We start from the raw sequence: 18,376 nt of genomic DNA, 5'->3' as shown, positions 1-18,376 counted from the left end.
TAAAGGGCTCGGCGATTTGTCCCGCCACATCAGCGATGCCGACTGGCTCGACGGCGCCTTCAGCGCCGGCGATCTCATGATGGTGACGGTGCTGCGCCGGCTGAATACGTCGGGCCTGCTGGAGGAATATCCTGATATCGCCGCCTATGTCGCCCGCGGCGAAGCGCGGCCGGCGTTCCGGCGGGCGTTCGACGCGCAGTTGGCGGTATTTACGGCCGCATCGCGCTCGTAGCGTGAGTCAGCTGCGCGGCGGCGCGAAGCGGAGCCCGCGCGGCGTAACCCACCGCTTCTCTTTCCGCGGTGACAGAAGTGGTGGGTTACGCCGAGCGATTACGCTTTGCGCAATCGCAGGGCTAACCCACCCTACGCACCGCCCTACCGCATCGTGATCGCAAGGCCGCTGAGATCTGCGTTCGCCATCAGGCCGACCTGCGTTCCCGACAGCTCCAGCACAGCGCCCTTCTGGTTGGTCAGCACGATGGCGCGGGCGCCGGCGCCGACGGCAAGGCCGGCACCGGCGGCGCCATAGACCCCGGCGACGTCGGAGGGGCGGTTGATGTTGCTGACGCGGCCGCGCAGCACGGTCTTGGAGCCTCCGAAGACGAGGCCGTAATCGAGGCCGCCGGTGGAGAGCCCATAGGTGCGGCCGCGGAAGCTGAGGACTCCGCTCCCGCCAGAGCCGCCGATGATCCAGCCCGCCTTGTAGATCGTCAGCGTCACGAAACCGCTGTCGGCCTCTGCCGCGGTCGAAAGTCCGGCCAGGGCGGCAATGGCGACCAGCGCGGCGCGAAGGGTGGATGCGAGCTTCATGGGGGTCTCCGGGGGGCTATTTTTTAGGGGGGACTCGAATCAGACGCGGCGAATGTATCTGATTGATCGGGGCGGCAACATGATGGGGGCGGCGTCAGTCGGGTTGTTCGCCAGACACTCAGCTGTCATCGCCCGGTTCAACCGGGCGATCCAGTATTCCAGAGGCCTTCGTCGGAGGGCTCGCTCTCGCCACGTCTGCCGCGGCGTACTGGATGCCCCGGTCAAGCCGGGGCATGACGACGGAGTGAGGGGCCATCGTCGAAGCCAACCGCATCATGCCATTCTGCCCCTGTCTTGCCCGACGGAGCAAATCCTCATTTTCGCTCTTCCCGAATTTGAAAAGCCCAATGATTTCCATCTCATGCCTACTGTGCATGGGGTTGTTTTCGCATTTTTTGGTTTGAGCGCCCCTCGCCTGCGGCTACCCTCAGGCCTTAGCGAACGTCTTTCGAGGTGATCCCATGCCGATCCAGCATTTCGCGCCCCCGCCGCACGTCAAGGCGCCGCCGCTGTCCTTTGCGACGCGCGTCGGCGATCTCCTGTTCGTCTCGGGCATTCCCGGCTTCGACGTCAATGGCGCGCTGCCTGATAGTTTCGAGGCGCAGTTCGCCAATGTCGTCGTCAACATCAAGCGCGTGCTGGACGAGGCCGGCGCCGGAATCCGGGACCTCGCCAAGGTCAACGTGCTCCTGACCCGCGCCTCCGACGTCGCCGCCATGAATGCGCTCTATGCCGGCGCCTTCGGCCCGCCGCCTTATCCGGCGCGCACGACCTGCGTGGTCCATGCGCTGCCCGATCCAAAGATGCTGATCGAAATCGAGGCGGTGGCCTCGCTAGCGAAGTGAGCCGCGCCTTGCGCGTGTGACTTGCCGGGCACTCCGCCAAACCAAGTGCCCTGCGCAGTCTGACATATCCGTGAACGGCCGCTCCCCGGCTTGCAAAGGACCTGCTTTTACCGCACGAATTTTCGGGTCACTCTTCCCCACAAGGAGATATTCCATGCGTCGCGTTCTCGCGCTCTGTGCCGTTGCCGGCATCGCTTCGTCCGTGTTCGCCGGGCCCGCATCCGCGGCGGTCGGCTATTACGTGATCCGCTGGGACAACACCGGCATCTGCCAGGTCTGGAACGAGGACCTGAAGTACAAGCCGTTCCAGTTTGGCGTGTCGACCTACAAGGTGGTCAGCAAGCCGCTGCCGACCTTCCAGGCCGCGTCCGACCTCCAGATCAAGCTGCGCGCCGAACGCCGCTGCACGCTCTAGGCTTGACGCGACAAGACGGATTTCAAGGACGGATCGCGCAAGCGGTCCGTCCTTTTCTTTTTGCAGGACCGCGGATTTGTCCCGCCGAAGTCAGCCATGGCGCGCGCGTTCTTTGAACCTGATCAACACGTCCAACTACTCACATCTTGTCCGGCGCGCATCCCCAAAAGCGTCCGGCACCAGCCCTCCCCGTCATTGCCGGGAGGCGCATCACATCATTCATTTCGAGGAGCTAATCATGCGTCGTATTTCCCTGCTGTGCGCTGCCGCCGGACTTGCCGTCACCTCGTTCGTCGCGGCGAGCCCCGCGGAGGCCAGCTATCACCTGATCCGCTGGCAGGACACCGGCTTCTGCCAGATCTGGGACGAGAGCATCCCGACCACGCCGTGGCCCTCCGACTATTCCCGCGTCAGCGCGAGCGTGCCGACCCTTGGTGACGCGCTCATGTTGAAGGATCATGCGTTGAAGAACGGCCACTGCAGCTGGTAATTCGATCGGCGGACGAAGGGCGGGCAAGGGCGCCAGCGTCCTTGCCCGCTCGTTTTTGATGAGACGCTCTCACGCGTCCTTGTGCGCGCCGGGATGGATCAGGACGTCGCGGGCGGCGGCGAGGTCGATGAAGGCTTGCGTGCTGCCGCCGTGGTCGGGATGCATGCCCTTGGCCGCGCGGCGATAGGCCTGGTTGATGTCCTCGCAGGTCAGCTGCACCGCGAGCGGCAGGCCCAGCATCTTACGGGCGCGATCCTCGCTGGAGAGCTGCTTCGGCTTGGCGTTGCGGCGGCCGAAGCGCGGCGCGGTCAAATCATGGACGACCTCGAGCACCACGCCGAGACGGCGCTGCGCCGCCAGCGTGACGCCGTCGTCGTCATTGTCGACCGCCTGGCGCAGCACCGGAAGCGCCTGCTCCGCCGCCTGACGCAGCGTGGGGTCAACGCTCATCCGCGCGATCTCGGCCACGAGCCGGACCGCCTCGGCGAAGTCGGCCGATGGCGCCGACCGCAGCCGTTCAAGGGCGAGTTTCCAGGAGTCGAGCCGTTCCATCATGCGCGCAACGTTTAGCAATCGAGATCAGTATGCCAAGGCTGCCGTTTCCGACCCCTTAATTTCGAGTTAGCGTTTCGTGAAACTTCGACAAGAAATCGGGAGGAAAATGTCATGGCATTGCTTGCAAACCACATCGCCGTCGTTACCGGGGCCGGTTCCGGCATCGGCCGCGCGATCGCCGCCGGCTATGCGCGGGAAGGCGCGCAGGTGGTGCTGCTCGACGTCAATTCCGAGACCGTCGCGGAGGCCGCCCGGGAGATCCGAAAATCGGGCGGCACGGCGGAGAGCTTTGCGCTCGACGTGACCCGGCGCGAGGATTGCTTCGCGCTGGCAAAGCAGGTCGCGGACAAGGTCGGGCAGGTCTCGATCCTCGTCAACAATGCCGGCATCACCCGCCGCAACGCCTTCACCGCCGAGACCGAGACGGTGGCGAAGGACTGGAACGACATCATCTCGCTCAACCTCAACGGCGTCTTCAACATGACGCAGGCCTTCCTCGCACCCTTGCGCGCCAGCAAGGGCCGCATCGTCAATATCGGCTCGATCCAGTCCTTCGTGCATCTGCGCACGCCGAGCTCGGCGGCCTATACGACCTCGAAACACGGCGTGCTCGGCTTCACCAAGGCGCTTGCCGTCGAGCTCGGCAAGGAAGGCGTGCGCGTCAACGCGATCGGTCCGGGCTTCATCGAGACCAACATCAACGCCAATGTGCGCGCGACCAATCCGGCGCTGGTGCAGGCCTTCGTCGACCACACCCCGCTGGCGCGCACCGGCAAGCCCGAGGATATCGTCGGACCCGCGCTCTTCCTCGCCTCGGATCTGTCGGCCTATGTCACGGGAACGATCGTGATGGTGGACGGCGGCTATCGGACGGTGTGATCAGAGGTTCTCACCATTTGCTCGGTGTCATCGCCCGCGAAGGCGGGCGATCCAGTATTCCAGAGACGACAGTGAGACGCCGAGAGTCCGCGGCGTACTGGATGGTCCGCTTTCGCGGACGATGACACCGTATTTGCCGCGCGAGATAGGTCCGCATCACCATTCACCTTCTGCCAATCGCGGCGGCTTCGCGGCATTCCCGAGGTCATCTGGTGCTGACCGCGGCGAATTAACCTTTCATTAACCAAACCCGACCACCGTAGATCCACGGCTTGGGGGTCGTTTGTTCTCGATCCGCTTCCAACGATGGAAGCGGGCGTTGATCGGGGAGTGTATTGATGACCACTGTTCATGTCGCTGCGTCCGAGCCGGGCGCGCAATTTCTTGCTCCTAACCAGATCGTTCCGCTTCTGATCGGCGCCACGGTCGACGAGGTCGAGCGCGAGCTCGTGCTCCAGACGCTCGCGCGCTGCGACGGCAACCGCACGCGCGCCTCGCGCGTGCTCGGCCTGTCGGTACGCACGCTGCGCAACAAGATCAAGCTCTACGCCGCCTCCGGCATCGACGTGCCCGCCTACCAGGATTAGCGTCCGAGAAGTCGCCGCTGAACCAGTCCGCCGACGATGACCGCCAGCGCGATCATCGCGACCGAGGCGGCGATGATCTCGACCGCACGGAGGAAGAAGGCCGTCATGACAGCCCATGACGGCTGCGGCTCCTCGGCGAATGCGACCGCCACGACGTCGGGCACCAGTTGGTGAGCGACGCCGAGCGCCGCTGCAAGGACGACGGCGAACAGGCAAAAGACTTTCCACGCGGCGCGCATCGGTCGGTCCTCGCGAGAGTTGGGTCTGGCCGTGGGATCGATGGCACAGGGCGCGTGCCGCCAATTGATGTTGATCAAGCCCGGCGTGCCGCGCGGGCGGAATTGCTGCTGTCGTCAAACGCCGCTAAGTAACTTGCTTCCGGTCAAGGGAGCAGCGGCGTGGCAGACGATCAGGGACGACGGCAGGGACCTCAAGGACCGCGCGGACGGCAGGGCGAGCCGGGACGGCCGGGACCGCAGGGTCATCCGGGCCGGCGCGGCCCCGACGGCACGCGTGGCAAGCCGGGTCCGCAAGGCAAGCCGGGGCCGATCGGAAAGGCGGGACCTCAGGGCAAGCCCGGTCCGCAAGGCAAGCAGGGCGAGGCCGGCCCGCGCGGGGCAATCGGCGCGCAGGGGCCTGTTGGACCGCAGGGACCTGCGGGGCCGCAAGGCCCGCGCGGCGAGCCGGGACCTGCCGGTCAATTACCCTCGATCGAACAGGTGCTGCCGTGGCTCGATCAACTGTTCGACGCCTGGGACGAGCGCCGCCGCCAGCGCGAACGTGAAGCCACCGAGCGCGAGGCACTCGCAGCCGCCGTGCAGGAGCCCGACGCAGCGATCGTCGACAACGAGAGCGACGACGGCGATGGCGACGAGCCCAGGAAAAAGAAGAAAAAGAAGAAGCACGGCCAGAAGGATTAGAAGTAAGCGGCAAGTTGGTTGCGTGCCCCGGACGCAGCGCGGCATGCAATGCTGCGCGGCTCGCGATTTTCTGGGCCCGGCTCTGCGTCGCAGCGTTGACGCGCTGCGCCGCGTCCGGGACACGAGCCTCGGTTCAGGCCGATGGATCATCCTTGTGCGGGAGCATGCCCATGCGCTCGAACTGCCAGCGCATGGCGCGGTACCAGAGATAGCCGACCGCCGCGCCGCACAGGGCCAGGATGATCACGCTCGCGCGCGAGGCCGAGCCGCTCCACCACATCATCCACGCCGTCCATAGCAGCGTGAAAACGATGGCACCTGCTTTCAGAGGAAGTAGGGGGCGGTTCATGGTCGTGCTCCGGGCTGTCAAAACCCCGGCAGACATCATTGCGGAGTCAGGCGCTCCATACCGTGAGCCAGATCACGGAACGAGTGGCCGGCGCCCACTAACCGAAGCGCAGCCGCGAGCGCTCCCTGGCCCTCTCCGCCTCGACCTCGCGGTCGCGCGCCGGCGCATGGGTATGCAGCGAGCTCAGCAGTTTTCGCGCGGCCTCCGAGACCTCCGCCACGGCACGGTCGAAAGCCGCCTCGTTGGCCTGCGACGGCTTGTTGAAGCCGGACAATTTTCGCACGAATTGCAACGCGCTGGCGTGGATCTCATCCTCCGTCGCCGGCGGCTCGAAGTTGAACAGCGTCTTGATGTTGCGGCACATGCAGGCCTCTCTCCGGATGTTTCCATGAAGACGATCGGCGGAGCCGAAATCCTACATCCTTCCCGGCATTTCTGCTAAGTTTCGTCCTAACGCGGCCGCCGACGACGAGCCGCAACGGGGAGAGAAAACATGAAAGCCACTTGCGCGGCGTTGTCGGCCATCCTGCTATCCGTCTCGACATCCGTATTGGCCGCAGATTATCCGGCCCCGAAGCAGGGCGACTGGATCGCCAAAGATTTCAAGTTCCACACCGGCGAGATCATCCCGGAGCTGAAGCTGCACTACACGACCGTCGGCGAGCCGACCGGCCAACCGGTGCTGGTGCTTCACGGCACCGGCGGCTCGGGCGCAAGCATGCTGTCAGCGGCCTTCGCGGGCGAACTGTTCGGCTCTGGGCAACCGCTCGACGCCTCCAAATATTACATCATCATTCCCGACGCGGTCGGCCATGGCAAATCGTCAAAGCCGTCCGATGGCATGAAGACCGGCTTTCCGAAATACAATTACGACGACATGGTCGAAGCGCAGCATCGCCTGGTGACGGAAGGCCTCGGCGTCAAGCATCTGCGGCTCGTGATCGGCAATTCGATGGGCGGCATGCAAACCTGGCTGTGGGGCGAGAAATATCCGAAGGAGATGGACGCGTTGGTGCCGATGGCTTCGCAGCCGACCGAGATGGCATCGCGCAACTGGATGATGCGGCGGATCATGCTCGACACCATCCGCAACGATCCCGAGTACAATGGCGGCAACTACACCAGCCAGCCGCGCATGATGAAATACGCCGTCACTGCCTACGGCATCGCGAGCATCGGTGGAACGCTGGCCTATCAATCGCAGGCGCCGACCGCGGCCAAGGCCGACAAGATGGTCGACGACCGACTGGCGGCACCGATCACGGCCGATGCCAACGACTTCGTCTACCAGTGGGAGTCCTCGCACGACTACAATGCCGGCGAGAAGCTGGAAGCGATCGAGGCCTCGCTTCTGCTGATCAATTCCGCCGACGACGAGCGCAACCCGCCCGAGACCGGCATCACGGACGCAGCGATGAAGCGGGTCAAGAACGGCAAGCTGTATCTCATCCCCGCAAGCACCGAGACGCGCGGCCACGGCACCACCAGCAATGCAAAGTTCTACAGCGAGCAGGTCCGACAATTGCTGCAGACCGCACCGGAGCGGACGATGTAAGACGGCAGACCACTCATATCGCAACGCATCATGTGCGGCGTCTCGGCGCCGCATATTATTTGAGCATGCAATGCGCCGACAGCTCGGGCTTAATCGCGTCGACGATACGAATCGAGGCGCGGAACAATGGCGCGCCACGGCACGACACGCGATGGGGGAGGATCGCATGCACAGGTTCGCACTGTGCGTTTGGCTGGCCGCGCTGACGAGCGCTGCGTTCGCATTTGACAACGGGCAGTACGATCACGTCCCGCCCGACATCCGTGCCTGGTTCAAGAGCGTGATCGCGCCGAACGGCGTGCCCTGCTGCGACATCTCCGACGGCCATCGCACCGACTACGACGTGCGCGCGGGCCGCTATTGGGTGCCAATCGAAGGACAATGGATGGAGGTGCCCGAGCGCGCCATCATCCGTGACCGCGGCAATCCGGTCGGCGAGGCCGTCGTGTGGTATGTTCACCACCGCGGAGCCATCATCATCAGCTGCTTCGTGCCGGCGGATGCCGTGTAACGCGTCTTCATCGATTCCATTGGCTGGCGGCGGCCCGATCGGGTAGGTTGCCGCCAATCCGATGCGGAGGCACGCCGTTGACCGATCTTTGCGCCGAAGACCTCGCCACCTTCTATGCCAAGCCGAGCCCGCGCGTGATTGCGAAGGCGCGTCCCGCGATCGACGCGCATGCGAAGAAATTCATCGAGATGTCGCCGTTCTGCGTGCTCGCGACATCGGGCAGCGATGGCAGCGTCGATGCCTCACCGCGCGGCGGCGGCATCGGCTTCGTCCACGTCGCCGGCCCCAACCAGCTATTGATGCCCGACCGCTCCGGCAACAACCGCATCGACAGTTTTCGCAACGTCGTCGAAGGCTCGGGCTTCGTGCAGCTGTTGTTCTTCGTCCCCGGCATCGACGAGACGCTGCGCGTCGGCGGACGCGGCACGCTGTCGGCCGACCCGGGTCTGCTCGCGTCCATGGTCGAGTTCGGTAAGCCGCCGCGCGCCGTGCTGAACGTTGCCGTCAACGAAGTCTATTTCCACTGCGGCAAGGCGCTGATGCGCTCGAAGCTATGGTCGTCGGAGAAGGTGCAGCGCTCGGTGATGCCGAGCATCGTCACGGTCATTCACGACCAGACCGGCCTCGGCGAACCGGCGAGCCAGGAGACCGTGGAAGAGATTTACAAGACGCAGTTGTGAGCGCTCCTACAATGACGGTGTCGTCCCGGACAAGCGCAGCGCAGATCCGCGACCTCCGCGCGAGCGCTTGCGCTCGTCGCGATAGCCACAGGGAGGCGTTTGGCGAAGATTCGGAGTTACCAGCCTCGCGCCACACTCCTCCCTGGAGTTATGGGTCCCTGCTTTCGCAGGGACGACACCGAGTGTGTGGCAGCGCTAGCGCGTCGAATTAATGCCCCTCGCCCTCGAGCCCGCCGACGTGCTTCTGGGTATAGAGTTCGAGGCCGATGCGGCCGATCAGGTCGAGCTGGGTTTCGAGGAAGTCGATGTGGTGCTCCTCGTCGCTCATCAGCTTCTCGAACAGGTCACGCGTGACATAGTCCTTGGCGCCGTGGCAGTAGGTCGCCGCTTCCTGGTAGAGCGCCCGCGCGCTCATCTCGGCGGCGAGGTCGCACTCGATGATCTCCTTGACGTTCTGGCCGATGCGCAGGGGATCGAGCACCTGCATGTTCGGGAATCCGTCGAGGAACAGGATGCGCGCGGTGAGCTTGTCGGCATGCTCCATCTCCTCGATGGACTCCTTGCGCCAGACCTTGGCCATGTCGAGCAGGCCCCAATTGTCGAGAAAGCGGTAGTGCAGCCAGTACTGGTTGATCGCAGTCAGTTCGTGACGCAGCGCCTTGTTGAGATAGTCGATAACTTTTGCGTCGCCCTGCATGATTCACTCCAGCTCTTGCAGTCCAAATCGGCCCCAACCGACTTTAGAACGTTTCTAAGTCAGTTTGCGGATGAGGGCAACTGGCTACCGAGAACGCAGCCGGGGAAAAGCTCAGCCAATCCGGCGGGAAGATTTCAGCAGGCTGCGAGGGCGAACTGGGCGGGCTCGGCCGTCTCGTCATTGGCTGCCACCGTGTGGTTGTGCGGGCAGCCGGTACAGCAGGACTGGGCGCAGGGGCCAAGCGCTTCGTCGATGATGGTCTTGATCGTCCGCGCGCAGCGGCCGCATTCGGCGCTACAGCCGAGGCATCCATAGACCTGCTTGGCATGGCGCACGGCGTCGTCGGACTCGGCGACGGCGGCGCGGATGTCGTCATCGCTCAGCACATTACAGGAACAAACGATCATGGAAGCGGCAGGCCCTTCGGTGATGCGACATCATCGATATTTAACGAGCCGGCCGGATGCAAAAGGAAAAACCGGTATTTGAAGCTATTCCAAACTGGCCCATTGGCAACCTAGAGCGGCTTCAAAACCCGGCGTTGCGCTGAATCAAGATTAGAGCGGATCTAGTCGCCGCCGCCCCCACCACCGTCGCCGCCACCTCCACAATCCCCGCCACCACCGCTGCTATCGCTGCTGGAACAGCTGCCGCCATCTGTCGAACTCCCTGAACCGTCGCCGGAAAACCAGCTCCCCAGTGAGAACCCGTCATTCGTCCCGCTGCAGGAGGTGTCGCTGCTGCTCCCGCCGTCGCCACCAGCGCCGGCGCGCGAGCGTCGGCCGCGGTTCTGGAGGTGGGTCAACCAGCCATAGCCGATCGCAAAAACGATCCCGGCAGCGATCAATGCGTTTATCATCGCGTTGCCCATTATCGCCTCCCTGGCAGAGCCGCGGTCCATTGAATTGGTCGTGCCCGGCAAAGGTGCCGTTCATTGATCATTCAAGCGAAATATGGAACTCTCCCCCCAAAGGGTCCCAGAGTGTTTGTACGAAAGGTCAAGCCAATGAAGAAATTGCTCCTGGCGGTCGCCGCCGTCGCCACCTTGGCCGTTGCGGCCGGAACGCCGGCCCAGGCCCAGCGCGGTGTCGCCGCGGGCGTGGCGGCCGGGATCATCGGCGGCGCCATTGTCGGCGGCGCGCTGGCATCTCCGTACTATTACGGACCCGGCCCGGGCTATTACGAGCCGGGCTACTACCCGCCCCGCTACTATGCACCGGGTCCCGGCTATGTCGCTGACGACTATTATGGCGGCGGCTGCGTCTGGCAGAAGCAGCGCTTCTGGGACGGCTATGGCTGGCGCGTCCGCCGCGTCAGAGTCTGTGGCTGAGGCGCCGCGGGCAGGGTTCGTTTGGACCGGTTCACTACGGATGCGCTGTTCATCTCGGGGCCTGAAAAAGACCGCTTTTTCACGTCACAGCTCCGTGTGCGTTTACCGTGGGTTGACCAATTGCGCGCTTCCTAGCTGCACGGCCAATTCCCTCAGCGTGTGCGTGAACCTTTGAAACCCGGGCGCCTCTAACAAGAGGACCCCATCTCCCAGGAGAGCCAAGAGCATGAACAAGACTTTAGTTGCCGCCCTCACGGTTGCGACGATCGCCGGTTCGCTGGTCACCGCCACGCCGCCCGCGAAAGCCGGTGACGGCGTCGGCGCCGGCATCGCGGCCGGCCTGATCGGCGGCGCCATCGTCGGCGGCGCCATCGCGTCGAGCCGTCCCGCCTATGGCGGGCCCGTCTACGTCGCCGAGCCCCCGCCGCCCGCGCCATGCTACTGGCGCCGTGAGCGCTATTGGGATGGCTACGGCTGGGTGAGCCGCCCGGTCCGCGTTTGCTACTGATCTGATCGCACCGCGCTCACGAGCGTCGCGATTGAAGCCCGGCCGAGACCATCGGCCGGGCTTTTTCTTTTTGCCGCTGCGCTATCGCGCCGCCTGGATCGAGCGCAGCACCTCTTCGCTCGGCCAGCAATCGACCTTGAGCCCCGCCGATTTCTGATAAGCGCCCAGCGCCGCGCGCGTCTGCATGCCGGCCTTGCCGTCGATCTTGTCCTTGTAGAGCCCGACGCGCGTGAGCCCGCGCTGCATGGTCTCGACGTCTTTCGTACGCAGCTGCTTGGAGGCCGACCAGGGCGTTGCGAACGGCAGCGGGCTCGTCATGCGGTCGCTGAGGTGGCCCACGAACAACACATAGAGGTCGGAGAAATTGTATTCCTTGATGACGAAGTAATTCTTCGTGGTCAGGAACGACGGGCCGTAGATGCCCTCCGGCTGCAGCAGCGAGGCCGGCTGCGCCTGCTCCGCCGCGCTGAGCTTTTGGCCGCGCACCGGCACAAAACCTTCGCGCAGCCACTGGCCGATCGGCTTCGTCATCTCGGGCACGCCAAGCGTGCAATCGATCTTCGCGGGCGCCTGCACTTCGTAGGCCCAGCGCACGCCGCTCTGCCAGCCCTTGTTGACAAGCTGTTGCGCGGCCGAGGCCAGCGCATCCGGCACCGAGTGCCAGATGTCGATGCGGCCATCGCCGTCGAAATCGACGCCATGCTTGTAATATTCGGACGGCAGGAACTGCGTCAGCCCGGTGGCGCCGGCCCAGGACGAGCGCATCTCCTTGCGCGTCACCACGCCGTCGCCCAGGATCTTCAGCGCGAGGATGAACTCGGTGCGGTACTGATCCTTGCGGCGCCCGACATAGGCCTGCGTCGCCAGCACGCGGACGAGATCGTAAGGCAGCGTGTAGCGGCCATAATCGGTCTCGCGGCCCCAGATCGCGAGCATCACGGTCGCCGGCACGCCTGACTTCTTTTCGATCTCGCTCAGCGCGGCGCGATATTTTTGCAGCAGCCGCTGTCCCTCGCCCGCGAGCCGCGCGATCGAGGCTTCCTTGACATAATCAGCGGGCACCTGCACGAACTCGGCCTGCGATGGCGCGCCAGTCGCGGGACGCCCGGGCAAGATCAGGTCGGGTAGCTTGTAGTCCGGCTCGAGACCGCGCGTCTGCTCGTCGAACGTCGTGCGCGAGACGCCTTCTGCCTGCGCCTCCGGCCAGAGCGAGGCGATGAACTGGGTAAAGGCGGCGTCGGCCGAAGAGGCCGAAGTGGGCACGAGCAATCCGAGGAACAGAGCGGACGCGACGGCCGCCAAACTCGATCGGCTCAGCCCGTTCACGCGTCAGCCAGATCGAGACGTCGCTCTATTCGCTCAATGCGAACATCCATACGGTCGAGCCGGTTCGACATATTGGCGTATTGGCTCTCCAGATTGCCAATACGCTGCTTCATCTCACGGATATCATCTCGCACATCGTCGACGGCGCCGCGAATGGGACGCAGGAGCTCGAGGACCATGTTGTCAGGCTCAACCATCGATCCACTTTATCACGGACCTGACCTGATGAAAATGCCAGCCAACGCCCCCGGAGGTGGCCGGCGTGCCGACATCACCGCGTCAGCTTCTTGTACTTCATACGGTGCGGGATGATGCTGTCCTGGCCGAGCCGGCGCATCTTGTCCTTCTCGTAGTCCTGGAAGTTGCCTTCGAACCATTCGACGTGGCTGTCGCCTTCGAAGGCCAGGATGTGGGTCGCGATACGGTCGAGGAACCAGCGATCGTGGCTGATGATGACGGCGCAGCCGGCAAAGTCCTCCAGCGCCTCTTCGAGCGCGCGCAGCGTGTCGACGTCGAGGTCGTTGGTCGGCTCGTCGAGCAGCAGCACGTTGGCGCCGGACTTCAGCATCTTGGCCAGATGCACGCGGTTACGTTCACCGCCGGAGAGCGCGCCGACCTTCTTCTGCTGGTCCGCGCCCTTGAAGTTGAACGACGAGCAGTAGCCGCGCGAATTCACTTCCTTCTTGCCGAGCAGGATCAGTTCGTTGCCGCCGGAGATTTCCTCCCACACGGTCTTCTTGCCGTCGAGCGCATCGCGCGACTGGTCGACATAGCCGAGATGCACGGTCTCGCCGACCGTGATCGTGCCTGAGTCCGGCTTCTCCTGGCCCGTGATCATCTTGAACAGCGTGGTCTTGCCGGCACCGTTGGGACCGATGACGCCGACGATGCCACCGGGCGGCAGTTTGAAGGTGAGATTGTCGATCAAGAGGCGATCGCCGAAGCCTTTGCTGAGCCCCTCGAAATCGACCACGTTGGCACCGAGCCGCTCGGCAACGGGAATGATGATCTGCGCGGTCTGGGTCTGCTTCTCGCTCGCCTGCTTGAGCAGCTCCTCATAGCGCTGGTAGCGGGCCTTGGACTTGGCCTGGCGCGCTTTCGGCGAGGAGGCGACCCATTCCTGCTCGCGGGCGAGCGTCTTCTGGTGGGCGGCGTCCTCGCGTCCTTCCTGCTCCAGACGCTTCTGCTTCTGCACCAGCCAGGACGAGTAATTGCCCTCGTAAGGAATGCCGCGGCCGCGATCGAGCTCGAGGATCCAGCCCGTGACGTTGTCGAGGAAGTAGCGGTCGTGGGTGACGATCAGGATCGCGCCGGGATAGTTGCGCAGATGTCCTTCCAGCCACGACACCGACTCGGCGTCGAGATGGTTGGTGGGCTCGTCCAGCAGCAGAAGCTCGGGCTGATCGAGCAGCAGCTTGCACAACGCGACGCGGCGACGCTCACCGCCGGAGAGCTTGGTCACGTCGGCATCGTCGGGCGGGCAGCGCAGTGCGTCCATGGCCTGGTCGACCTTGCTATCGAGATCCCAGAGGCCCTGGGCCTCGATCTCGTCCTGCAGCTTGGTCATCTCGTCGGCGGTTTCCTCCGAGTAGTTCATCGCCAGCTCATTGTAGCGATCGAGGATCGCCTTCTTCTTGGCGACGCCCTGCATGACGTTCTCGCGCACCGAGAGCTTCGGATCGAGCTGCGGCTCCTGCTCGAGATAGCCGACGCGGGCGCCCTCGGCGACCCAGGCCTCGCCGGTGTATTCCTTGTCGAGGCCGGCCATGATCTTGAGCAGCGTCGACTTGCCCGAGCCGTTGACGCCGAGCACGCCGATCTTGGCGTCCGGGTAGAACGACAGATGGATGTTATCGAGCACCTTCCGGGTCGGGTAACTCTTGGTCAGGCCCTGCATGAAGTAGATGAACTGGCGCGCCATCGGTCCCGAAAACCTTCGATTTGAGGAAATTTGCTTCGCCTGCGATGTAGCGATCCCGTCCCAAAAGGGCAACGTTTTCCGTCCGTTCACCACGGATGAATACGGACCGGACACCATCCGGCCATCGATCCGGACAATTGAAACCATCTTTTAATAAATCAGGCCGAAAGCTCGGTTTCGCGCGGAAACAGCGCCACCCGCTCAGAACGAACGGGAGCACAGCGAGGCCGCATCATGGCTCTGATCGAGACCCATTCTCTTCCTGTTCCGGCAGAAGCCGGCCACGTCTCCGACTTCGCCTCGGAGATCAAGGGATTCTGGAAGCGCTTCTTCGCCACCGCCTTCAATCCCTATCGGCCCGAACTGCACTACATGCGCGGCCCCGGCCCCGCCTGGCGCGCCAAGCACGGCATGGATGCGCCGTTCCGCCTGAAGCCCCGCGACCTCTGAGCGGCCTTTCCCTATCGGACTTTTGAAGACCGCAGCGACTTGCGCGCGGGTGCGATTGCGCGCAACCATGGCCTGATTTCGACGATGGCGCCCACCCAGCGCCCTCACCTCTCGCCATGGATGAACGCTGATGAGCCGGCTGCGCTGTGCAATTCTCGACGACTATTTCAACCTCGCGCTCGACGCCGCCGACTGGCAGAAACTGTCCGACCGCGTCGACGTCACCGTGTTCAGCCATCCCTTTGCCTCCGAACAGGCCGCGGCCAGCGCGCTGGCCGACTTCGAGATCATTTGCGCGATGCGCGAGCGCACCGCATTCCCCAAGAGCCTGTTCGAGAGCTTGCCGAAGCTGAAGCTGCTCCTGACCTCCGGCATGCGCAACGCCGCGATCGACATGGAGGCTGCCAGGGCGCGCGGCATCGTCGTCGGCGGCACGCAATATTCGCGTGACCCGACCGCACCCCTCGCCATGGGCCTGATCCTGGAGCTGACCCGCGGCATCGGCCGCGAGAATGCGCGCATGCATTCGGGCGAAGCCTGGCAGACCTTTGCCGGCGTCGAGATCGAGGGCATGACGCTCGGCATCATCGGGCTCGGCAAGCTCGGCAGCAAGATGGCTGGGATCGCCAAGGCGTTCGGCATGAATGTGATCGCCTGGAGCCCGAACCTGACGCCAGAGAAGTGCGCAGGCGCAGGCGTCGGCTACGCCACCAAGGAGGAGCTGTTCGCCAAGGCCGATATCGTCACCATCCATGTCGTGCTGAGCGAGCGCTCGCGTGGTCTCGTCAGCCGCGAGGACCTGGCCCGGATGAAGCCGACGGCTTTTCTCGTCAACACCGCGCGCGGGCCGATCGTGGACGAGCAGGCGCTGCTCGAAGCGTTGCAGCAGCGCAGGATTGCGGGCGCCGGCTTAGATGTGTTCGCAGTCGAGCCGCTGCCGGTCGACCATCCCTTCCGCAAGCTCGACAACCTCGTGCTGACGCCGCATCTCGGCTACGCCACCAAGGATGGTCTTGGCATCCATTACGGTCAGATGGTCGAGGCGATCGATGCCTTCACCAAAGGCAGTGATTTGCCGCGCAAGCTCGTCTGAAACGACGAAGGGCGTGCCGACGGCACGCCCTTCTGCAATCCAGTTCTCGCGAAGCTCTTAGCGCACGGTGACCGGCGCGGGCAGCGGCGGCACCACGGTCGGCTGCGTGCCCGGGACCGGACCAGCCTGAGCGGCCATCGGAGCCGGACCGGCAGCAGCACCGGAGGCGGGCGCCGCGGATGCGGTCGCCGTTCCCGGCGGCGGGCCGCCCGGCATCACGACCACGCGGGTGCCGACCTTGACGCGATCGAACAGGTCGGAGACGTCCTCGTTCAGCATGCCGATACAGCCCGACGAGACGAACTTGCCGATGGTCGAGGGCTGGTTGGTGCCATGGATGCGGTAGACGGTCGAGCCGAGATACATCGCGCGGGCCCCTAACGGATTGCCGGGACCGCCGGCCATGAAGCGCGGCAGATAGGGCTGGCGCTCGATCATCTCGGTCGGCGGATGCCAATCCGGCCACTCGGCCTTGCGGGTGATCTTCTGCACGCCGGTCCAGGTGAAGCCGTCGCGGCCGACGCGGACGCCGTAGCGGATCGCGCGGCCATTGCCGAGCACGTAGTAGAGATAGGTATTCGGCGTATCGACCACGAGGGTGCCGGCCGGCTCCTTGGTCTGGAACGAAACCTCCTGGCGGCGCAGGTTCGGCGGCAACTGCGCCGGCGCAGCGTCGGGCTGCTCCTCGGGCGGCAGCGAGGCAATCGTCACGGGACGGCCATCAGTGCCGACGGGCGGCTGGCCGGCCTGGACCGCTCCGGTCGCGGCGGGACCGCCGACAGCCTCCGGCGGACGCACGCCGTCACCGGCGGGAGCCTGTCCCTGCTGATCCGGACGATTGGCATAGATCACCGGCGGCGGACCGGCGGGGCGGCCATAGCGGGGATCGTCGGGCGACATCACGGGGCCCTGCGGCGGGGCGGCCGAATAGACCGGCGGAGCGCCAGCGGGGCGGCCATAACGCGGATCATCCGGCGACATCACCGGCCCCTGCGGCGCGGCCGAGTAGACTGGGGGTGCGCCGGCCGGGCGGCCATAGCGCGAATCGTCGCCCGGGCCGGGCGGCGGCAGCGATGCCTGCGGCGCCGCGTCGTCTTCGTCATCCAGCGCGTCGAAATTGGGCGTGCGGTCACCGGGCCGATACTCGGCCGGGGCGCCGTAGCTCGGGGCCTGCTGGACCGGATAGCTCTGAGCCTGCGCGAGCGAGGTTCCCGCCGCAGCGACTGTTGCGGCAGCGCATATCGTCAGAAAATGTTTGATCATCATCGCTCTTGTATAGTCCCCAAGCCCGATCGGACCGTTAACGGCCAGATGACGGAAGATAGCGGCACATTCAAGACATATCAGGCATATTTGCGCCGGTTTTGCCGATTTGTGATCCGCAAGACTACCGTTGCCCCGTTGCATCACGGGGCGGAAATCGCATCGTGTCGTGAATTGCCTGACACATCGGCCCCGAATTTAAGGGAACGGGTCGGAATCGTTGCGCTATGTTCGAATCAGCCTGATTCGCCGTCCATTTGAGCTCCCGATCTCCGCGCGGCGAACGCGGCAAACAGTACCGTCACCGCGTTCAGATGGCTCATGGGCCCTGGCACCCACGCCGCCGGGGCGGAAATTCGTAACCGCTCGATGCTTCCCGGCTTTCGCTTCCTGTTTGCCGCGATCCTGCTGTCAACCTCCATCCTGGTGTTCGGCCTGGGCGCCGCCGCGCTATTGCGGGCGAGCCACGAGCAGTATGCCAACAACTCGTCCTGGCTGAACGGGCCGCAGGAGCAGAGGTTCGCCCAGGCTCCCGAGCCTGCCCCGCCCGTGCTCGCGGTCCTTCGCGCCGAACCCGAGGTGATGGCCGAGCCGGAGCCGTCGTTGCGCGACCTCGTGCCGACCATTGGATTGCCGGCGAGTGAGCCTGAGCAAGCCGGCGCGCCGACAACCGAGGCCGAACTTCAGCCGCAGCTCACTCCGCCTCCGGCGGAAGCGGCGGCCGTCGAGCCGGTCCCGACCGAGACCACGGCGGAAGCCACCGTCCCGGCGTCCCCCGACACGCTCACGCCGGCCGATACCACGGCATCGATTCCCGAGATCAAGCCTGACATTCAGCCTGTCGCGGCCGCCAGCGAGCCGGCTCCCGCCAACTCCAATGCCGCCCCCGCCGCCTCGGCGCTCGAGATCGCCTCGGACAAGGTTGCGGCGCTGAACGCCCCGGCGACGACGGTCGTGAAGGACGTGCCGGCGAAGGCCAAGTCCGAGGCTAAGTCTGAAGCTAAGTCTGAGGCCAAGCCTGACAAGGCGGACAGCAAATCTGACGGCAAGGCGACGAAGCGGCAGGCGAAAGCGAAGAAGCGGCACCGCGTCGTGCGCCGTCCGCCGCCTCAGCAGTTGCAGCAGCAGCTCGATCCGTTCGGTCAGCAGCAGACGTTTGCGACGACGACGGCCACGAGGTCGCGCCAGTAAT

27 protein-coding genes are annotated in these 18,376 nt (G+C 64.7%); 15 read left to right on the top strand and 12 right to left on the bottom strand.

Features of this window, described 5'->3' with window-relative positions; translation table 11 throughout:
* Positions 1-232, top strand: a 232-nt coding sequence (locus UNPA324_RS11485; RefSeq protein WP_502705452.1) for a glutathione S-transferase family protein, incomplete at its 5' end; no start/stop codon positions are given.
* Positions 233-375: 143 nt separating this feature from the next.
* On the opposite strand, the gene UNPA324_RS11480 is transcribed toward UNPA324_RS11485, so the two are convergent.
* On the bottom strand, positions 376-810 hold the full coding sequence (locus UNPA324_RS11480) for a hypothetical protein (protein ID WP_128917332.1): 435 nt from the start codon (positions 808-810) through the stop codon (positions 376-378).
* Between the two features lie 461 nt (positions 811-1,271).
* On the opposite strand from UNPA324_RS11480, the gene UNPA324_RS11470 reads away from it, so the two are divergent.
* From UNPA324_RS11470 to UNPA324_RS11460, 3 genes are all read left to right on the top strand, one after another.
* A complete protein-coding gene (locus UNPA324_RS11470; protein ID WP_128917334.1) occupies positions 1,272-1,655 on the top strand; it encodes a RidA family protein in 384 nt (127 codons plus the stop codon).
* A 154-nt stretch (positions 1,656-1,809) separates the two neighbouring features.
* Positions 1,810-2,070, top strand: a complete 261-nt coding sequence (locus UNPA324_RS11465; RefSeq protein ID WP_128917335.1) for a hypothetical protein — start codon at positions 1,810-1,812, stop codon at positions 2,068-2,070.
* 238 nt (positions 2,071-2,308) lie between these two features.
* The gene (locus UNPA324_RS11460) at positions 2,309-2,560 is read left to right on the top strand and encodes a hypothetical protein (RefSeq protein ID WP_128917336.1); all 252 of its coding nucleotides are present in this window, start codon (positions 2,309-2,311) and stop codon (positions 2,558-2,560) included.
* Between the two features lie 69 nt (positions 2,561-2,629).
* Here the strand turns inward: UNPA324_RS11460 and UNPA324_RS11455 are convergent, their stop codons facing one another.
* Positions 2,630-3,115 carry a J domain-containing protein gene (locus UNPA324_RS11455; RefSeq protein WP_128917337.1) on the bottom strand — a complete coding sequence of 162 codons (486 nt, stop codon included), beginning with the start codon at positions 3,113-3,115 and terminating at the stop codon, positions 2,630-2,632.
* Positions 3,116-3,226: 111 nt separating this feature from the next.
* Between UNPA324_RS11455 and UNPA324_RS11450 the strand changes: the two genes are divergently transcribed.
* On the top strand, positions 3,227-3,994 hold the full coding sequence (locus tag UNPA324_RS11450; RefSeq protein WP_128917338.1) for an SDR family NAD(P)-dependent oxidoreductase: 768 nt from the start codon (positions 3,227-3,229) through the stop codon (positions 3,992-3,994).
* 338 nt (positions 3,995-4,332) lie between these two features.
* Positions 4,333-4,581, top strand: a complete 249-nt coding sequence (locus tag UNPA324_RS11445; protein WP_128917339.1) for a helix-turn-helix domain-containing protein — start codon at positions 4,333-4,335, stop codon at positions 4,579-4,581.
* Here the strand turns inward: UNPA324_RS11445 and UNPA324_RS11440 are convergent.
* Complete coding sequence (locus UNPA324_RS11440; protein WP_141934723.1) at positions 4,578-4,820, bottom strand: hypothetical protein; 243 nt, start codon at positions 4,818-4,820, stop codon at positions 4,578-4,580. The two genes, UNPA324_RS11445 and UNPA324_RS11440, sit on opposite strands and share 4 nt — an antisense overlap.
* A 159-nt stretch (positions 4,821-4,979) precedes the next feature.
* Here UNPA324_RS11440 and UNPA324_RS11435 point away from each other — a divergent pair, with 159 nt between their 5' ends.
* Entirely contained in the window at positions 4,980-5,501 is a 522-nt protein-coding gene (locus UNPA324_RS11435) for a collagen-like domain-containing protein (protein WP_128917341.1), read from the top strand.
* Between the two features lie 133 nt (positions 5,502-5,634).
* Here UNPA324_RS11435 and UNPA324_RS11430 read toward each other — a convergent pair whose 3' ends face one another.
* The gene (locus tag UNPA324_RS11430) at positions 5,635-5,850 is read right to left on the bottom strand and encodes a hypothetical protein (RefSeq protein WP_128917342.1); all 216 of its coding nucleotides are present in this window, start codon (positions 5,848-5,850) and stop codon (positions 5,635-5,637) included.
* A 97-nt stretch (positions 5,851-5,947) separates the two neighbouring features.
* The gene (locus UNPA324_RS11425; RefSeq protein WP_126255206.1) at positions 5,948-6,214 is read right to left on the bottom strand and encodes a DUF2277 domain-containing protein; all 267 of its coding nucleotides are present in this window, start codon (positions 6,212-6,214) and stop codon (positions 5,948-5,950) included.
* Between the two features lie 129 nt (positions 6,215-6,343).
* Here UNPA324_RS11425 and UNPA324_RS11420 point away from each other — a divergent pair, with 129 nt between their 5' ends.
* The 3 genes from UNPA324_RS11420 (at position 6,344) to UNPA324_RS11410 (ending at position 8,596) form a co-directional block, all read left to right on the top strand.
* On the top strand, positions 6,344-7,405 hold the full coding sequence (locus tag UNPA324_RS11420; protein WP_141934722.1) for an alpha/beta fold hydrolase: 1,062 nt from the start codon (positions 6,344-6,346) through the stop codon (positions 7,403-7,405).
* A gap of 166 nt (positions 7,406-7,571) precedes the next feature.
* On the top strand, positions 7,572-7,916 hold the full coding sequence (locus tag UNPA324_RS11415; RefSeq protein WP_141934721.1) for a hypothetical protein: 345 nt from the start codon (positions 7,572-7,574) through the stop codon (positions 7,914-7,916).
* A gap of 77 nt (positions 7,917-7,993) precedes the next feature.
* A complete protein-coding gene (locus UNPA324_RS11410) occupies positions 7,994-8,596 on the top strand; it encodes an MSMEG_1061 family FMN-dependent PPOX-type flavoprotein (RefSeq protein WP_141934720.1) in 603 nt (200 codons plus the stop codon).
* A 208-nt stretch (positions 8,597-8,804) separates the two neighbouring features.
* Here UNPA324_RS11410 and bfr read toward each other — a convergent pair whose 3' ends face one another.
* The 3 genes from bfr to UNPA324_RS35695 form a co-directional block, all read right to left on the bottom strand.
* Positions 8,805-9,293: a bacterioferritin gene (bfr, locus tag UNPA324_RS11405; protein ID WP_024339472.1), complete on the bottom strand. Its 489-nt coding sequence runs from the start codon at positions 9,291-9,293 to the stop codon at positions 8,805-8,807.
* A gap of 134 nt (positions 9,294-9,427) precedes the next feature.
* A complete protein-coding gene (locus tag UNPA324_RS11400) occupies positions 9,428-9,700 on the bottom strand; it encodes a (2Fe-2S)-binding protein (protein WP_128917347.1) in 273 nt (90 codons plus the stop codon).
* Between the two features lie 161 nt (positions 9,701-9,861).
* Entirely contained in the window at positions 9,862-10,164 is a 303-nt protein-coding gene (locus UNPA324_RS35695; RefSeq protein ID WP_128917348.1) for a hypothetical protein, read from the bottom strand.
* Positions 10,165-10,299: 135 nt separating this feature from the next.
* On the opposite strand from UNPA324_RS35695, the gene UNPA324_RS11390 reads away from it, so the two are divergent.
* Together UNPA324_RS11390 and UNPA324_RS11385 are read left to right on the top strand one after the other, a co-directional pair.
* Positions 10,300-10,623, top strand: a complete 324-nt coding sequence (locus tag UNPA324_RS11390; protein ID WP_128917349.1) for a hypothetical protein — start codon at positions 10,300-10,302, stop codon at positions 10,621-10,623.
* A gap of 226 nt (positions 10,624-10,849) precedes the next feature.
* On the top strand, positions 10,850-11,131 hold the full coding sequence (locus tag UNPA324_RS11385; RefSeq protein WP_128917350.1) for a hypothetical protein: 282 nt from the start codon (positions 10,850-10,852) through the stop codon (positions 11,129-11,131).
* 81 nt (positions 11,132-11,212) lie between these two features.
* Here the strand turns inward: UNPA324_RS11385 and UNPA324_RS11380 are convergent, their stop codons facing one another.
* From UNPA324_RS11380 to ettA, 3 genes are all read right to left on the bottom strand, one after another.
* Positions 11,213-12,400: a lytic murein transglycosylase gene (locus tag UNPA324_RS11380; protein ID WP_246667296.1), complete on the bottom strand. Its 1,188-nt coding sequence runs from the start codon at positions 12,398-12,400 to the stop codon at positions 11,213-11,215.
* Between the two features lie 53 nt (positions 12,401-12,453).
* Positions 12,454-12,654, bottom strand: a complete 201-nt coding sequence (locus UNPA324_RS11375) for a hypothetical protein (protein WP_128917352.1) — start codon at positions 12,652-12,654, stop codon at positions 12,454-12,456.
* A 74-nt stretch (positions 12,655-12,728) separates the two neighbouring features.
* Positions 12,729-14,378, bottom strand: coding sequence for an energy-dependent translational throttle protein EttA (ettA, locus tag UNPA324_RS11370; protein ID WP_128917353.1), 1,650 nt, complete (start codon positions 14,376-14,378; stop codon positions 12,729-12,731).
* Between the two features lie 234 nt (positions 14,379-14,612).
* On the opposite strand from ettA, the gene UNPA324_RS11365 reads away from it, so the two are divergent.
* Together UNPA324_RS11365 and UNPA324_RS11360 are read left to right on the top strand one after the other, a co-directional pair.
* Positions 14,613-14,828, top strand: a complete 216-nt coding sequence (locus tag UNPA324_RS11365) for a hypothetical protein (RefSeq protein ID WP_063201904.1) — start codon at positions 14,613-14,615, stop codon at positions 14,826-14,828.
* Positions 14,829-14,958: 130 nt separating this feature from the next.
* Entirely contained in the window at positions 14,959-15,921 is a 963-nt protein-coding gene (locus UNPA324_RS11360) for a D-2-hydroxyacid dehydrogenase family protein (RefSeq protein ID WP_141934718.1), read from the top strand.
* Positions 15,922-15,978: 57 nt separating this feature from the next.
* Here the strand turns inward: UNPA324_RS11360 and UNPA324_RS11355 are convergent, their stop codons facing one another.
* Positions 15,979-17,184: a L,D-transpeptidase gene (locus UNPA324_RS11355; protein ID WP_181769362.1), complete on the bottom strand. Its 1,206-nt coding sequence runs from the start codon at positions 17,182-17,184 to the stop codon at positions 15,979-15,981.
* A gap of 321 nt (positions 17,185-17,505) precedes the next feature.
* Between UNPA324_RS11355 and UNPA324_RS11350 the strand changes: the two genes are divergently transcribed.
* The gene (locus UNPA324_RS11350; RefSeq protein ID WP_141934716.1) at positions 17,506-18,375 is read left to right on the top strand and encodes a hypothetical protein; all 870 of its coding nucleotides are present in this window, start codon (positions 17,506-17,508) and stop codon (positions 18,373-18,375) included.
* The last annotated feature ends 1 nt before the right edge of the window (position 18,376 follow it).

This window comes from Bradyrhizobium sp. UNPA324, from assembly GCF_006658635.1.
GTDB classification, from domain to species: Bacteria; Pseudomonadota; Alphaproteobacteria; order Rhizobiales; family Xanthobacteraceae; genus Bradyrhizobium; species Bradyrhizobium nanningense.
This window is presented reverse-complemented; position numbering and strand designations above follow the sequence as displayed.

What these genes read in the sequence shown, in the direction of transcription:
- UNPA324_RS11480 (WP_128917332.1), bottom strand. Translation starts at nt 810, where the DNA reads ATGAAGCTCGCATCCACCCTTCGCGCCGCGCTGGTCGCCATTGCCGCC.
- UNPA324_RS11470 (WP_128917334.1), top strand. Translation starts at nt 1,272, where the DNA reads ATGCCGATCCAGCATTTCGCGCCCCCGCCGCACGTCAAGGCGCCGCCG.
- UNPA324_RS11465 (WP_128917335.1), top strand. Translation starts at nt 1,810, where the DNA reads ATGCGTCGCGTTCTCGCGCTCTGTGCCGTTGCCGGCATCGCTTCGTCC.
- UNPA324_RS11460 (WP_128917336.1), top strand. Translation starts at nt 2,309, where the DNA reads ATGCGTCGTATTTCCCTGCTGTGCGCTGCCGCCGGACTTGCCGTCACC.
- UNPA324_RS11455 (WP_128917337.1), bottom strand. Translation starts at nt 3,115, where the DNA reads ATGATGGAACGGCTCGACTCCTGGAAACTCGCCCTTGAACGGCTGCGG.
- UNPA324_RS11450 (WP_128917338.1), top strand. Translation starts at nt 3,227, where the DNA reads ATGGCATTGCTTGCAAACCACATCGCCGTCGTTACCGGGGCCGGTTCC.
- UNPA324_RS11445 (WP_128917339.1), top strand. Translation starts at nt 4,333, where the DNA reads ATGACCACTGTTCATGTCGCTGCGTCCGAGCCGGGCGCGCAATTTCTT.
- UNPA324_RS11440 (WP_141934723.1), bottom strand. Translation starts at nt 4,820, where the DNA reads ATGCGCGCCGCGTGGAAAGTCTTTTGCCTGTTCGCCGTCGTCCTTGCA.
- UNPA324_RS11430 (WP_128917342.1), bottom strand. Translation starts at nt 5,850, where the DNA reads ATGAACCGCCCCCTACTTCCTCTGAAAGCAGGTGCCATCGTTTTCACG.
- UNPA324_RS11425 (WP_126255206.1), bottom strand. Translation starts at nt 6,214, where the DNA reads ATGTGCCGCAACATCAAGACGCTGTTCAACTTCGAGCCGCCGGCGACG.
- UNPA324_RS11420 (WP_141934722.1), top strand. Translation starts at nt 6,344, where the DNA reads ATGAAAGCCACTTGCGCGGCGTTGTCGGCCATCCTGCTATCCGTCTCG.
- UNPA324_RS11415 (WP_141934721.1), top strand. Translation starts at nt 7,572, where the DNA reads ATGCACAGGTTCGCACTGTGCGTTTGGCTGGCCGCGCTGACGAGCGCT.
- bfr (WP_024339472.1), bottom strand. Translation starts at nt 9,293, where the DNA reads ATGCAGGGCGACGCAAAAGTTATCGACTATCTCAACAAGGCGCTGCGT.
- UNPA324_RS11400 (WP_128917347.1), bottom strand. Translation starts at nt 9,700, where the DNA reads ATGATCGTTTGTTCCTGTAATGTGCTGAGCGATGACGACATCCGCGCC.
- UNPA324_RS35695 (WP_128917348.1), bottom strand. Translation starts at nt 10,164, where the DNA reads ATGGGCAACGCGATGATAAACGCATTGATCGCTGCCGGGATCGTTTTT.
- UNPA324_RS11390 (WP_128917349.1), top strand. Translation starts at nt 10,300, where the DNA reads ATGAAGAAATTGCTCCTGGCGGTCGCCGCCGTCGCCACCTTGGCCGTT.
- UNPA324_RS11385 (WP_128917350.1), top strand. Translation starts at nt 10,850, where the DNA reads ATGAACAAGACTTTAGTTGCCGCCCTCACGGTTGCGACGATCGCCGGT.
- UNPA324_RS11375 (WP_128917352.1), bottom strand. Translation starts at nt 12,654, where the DNA reads ATGGTTGAGCCTGACAACATGGTCCTCGAGCTCCTGCGTCCCATTCGC.
- ettA (WP_128917353.1), bottom strand. Translation starts at nt 14,378, where the DNA reads ATGGCGCGCCAGTTCATCTACTTCATGCAGGGCCTGACCAAGAGTTAC.
- UNPA324_RS11365 (WP_063201904.1), top strand. Translation starts at nt 14,613, where the DNA reads ATGGCTCTGATCGAGACCCATTCTCTTCCTGTTCCGGCAGAAGCCGGC.
- UNPA324_RS11360 (WP_141934718.1), top strand. Translation starts at nt 14,959, where the DNA reads ATGAGCCGGCTGCGCTGTGCAATTCTCGACGACTATTTCAACCTCGCG.
- UNPA324_RS11355 (WP_181769362.1), bottom strand. Translation starts at nt 17,184, where the DNA reads ATGATCAAACATTTTCTGACGATATGCGCTGCCGCAACAGTCGCTGCG.
- UNPA324_RS11350 (WP_141934716.1), top strand. Translation starts at nt 17,506, where the DNA reads ATGGGCCCTGGCACCCACGCCGCCGGGGCGGAAATTCGTAACCGCTCG.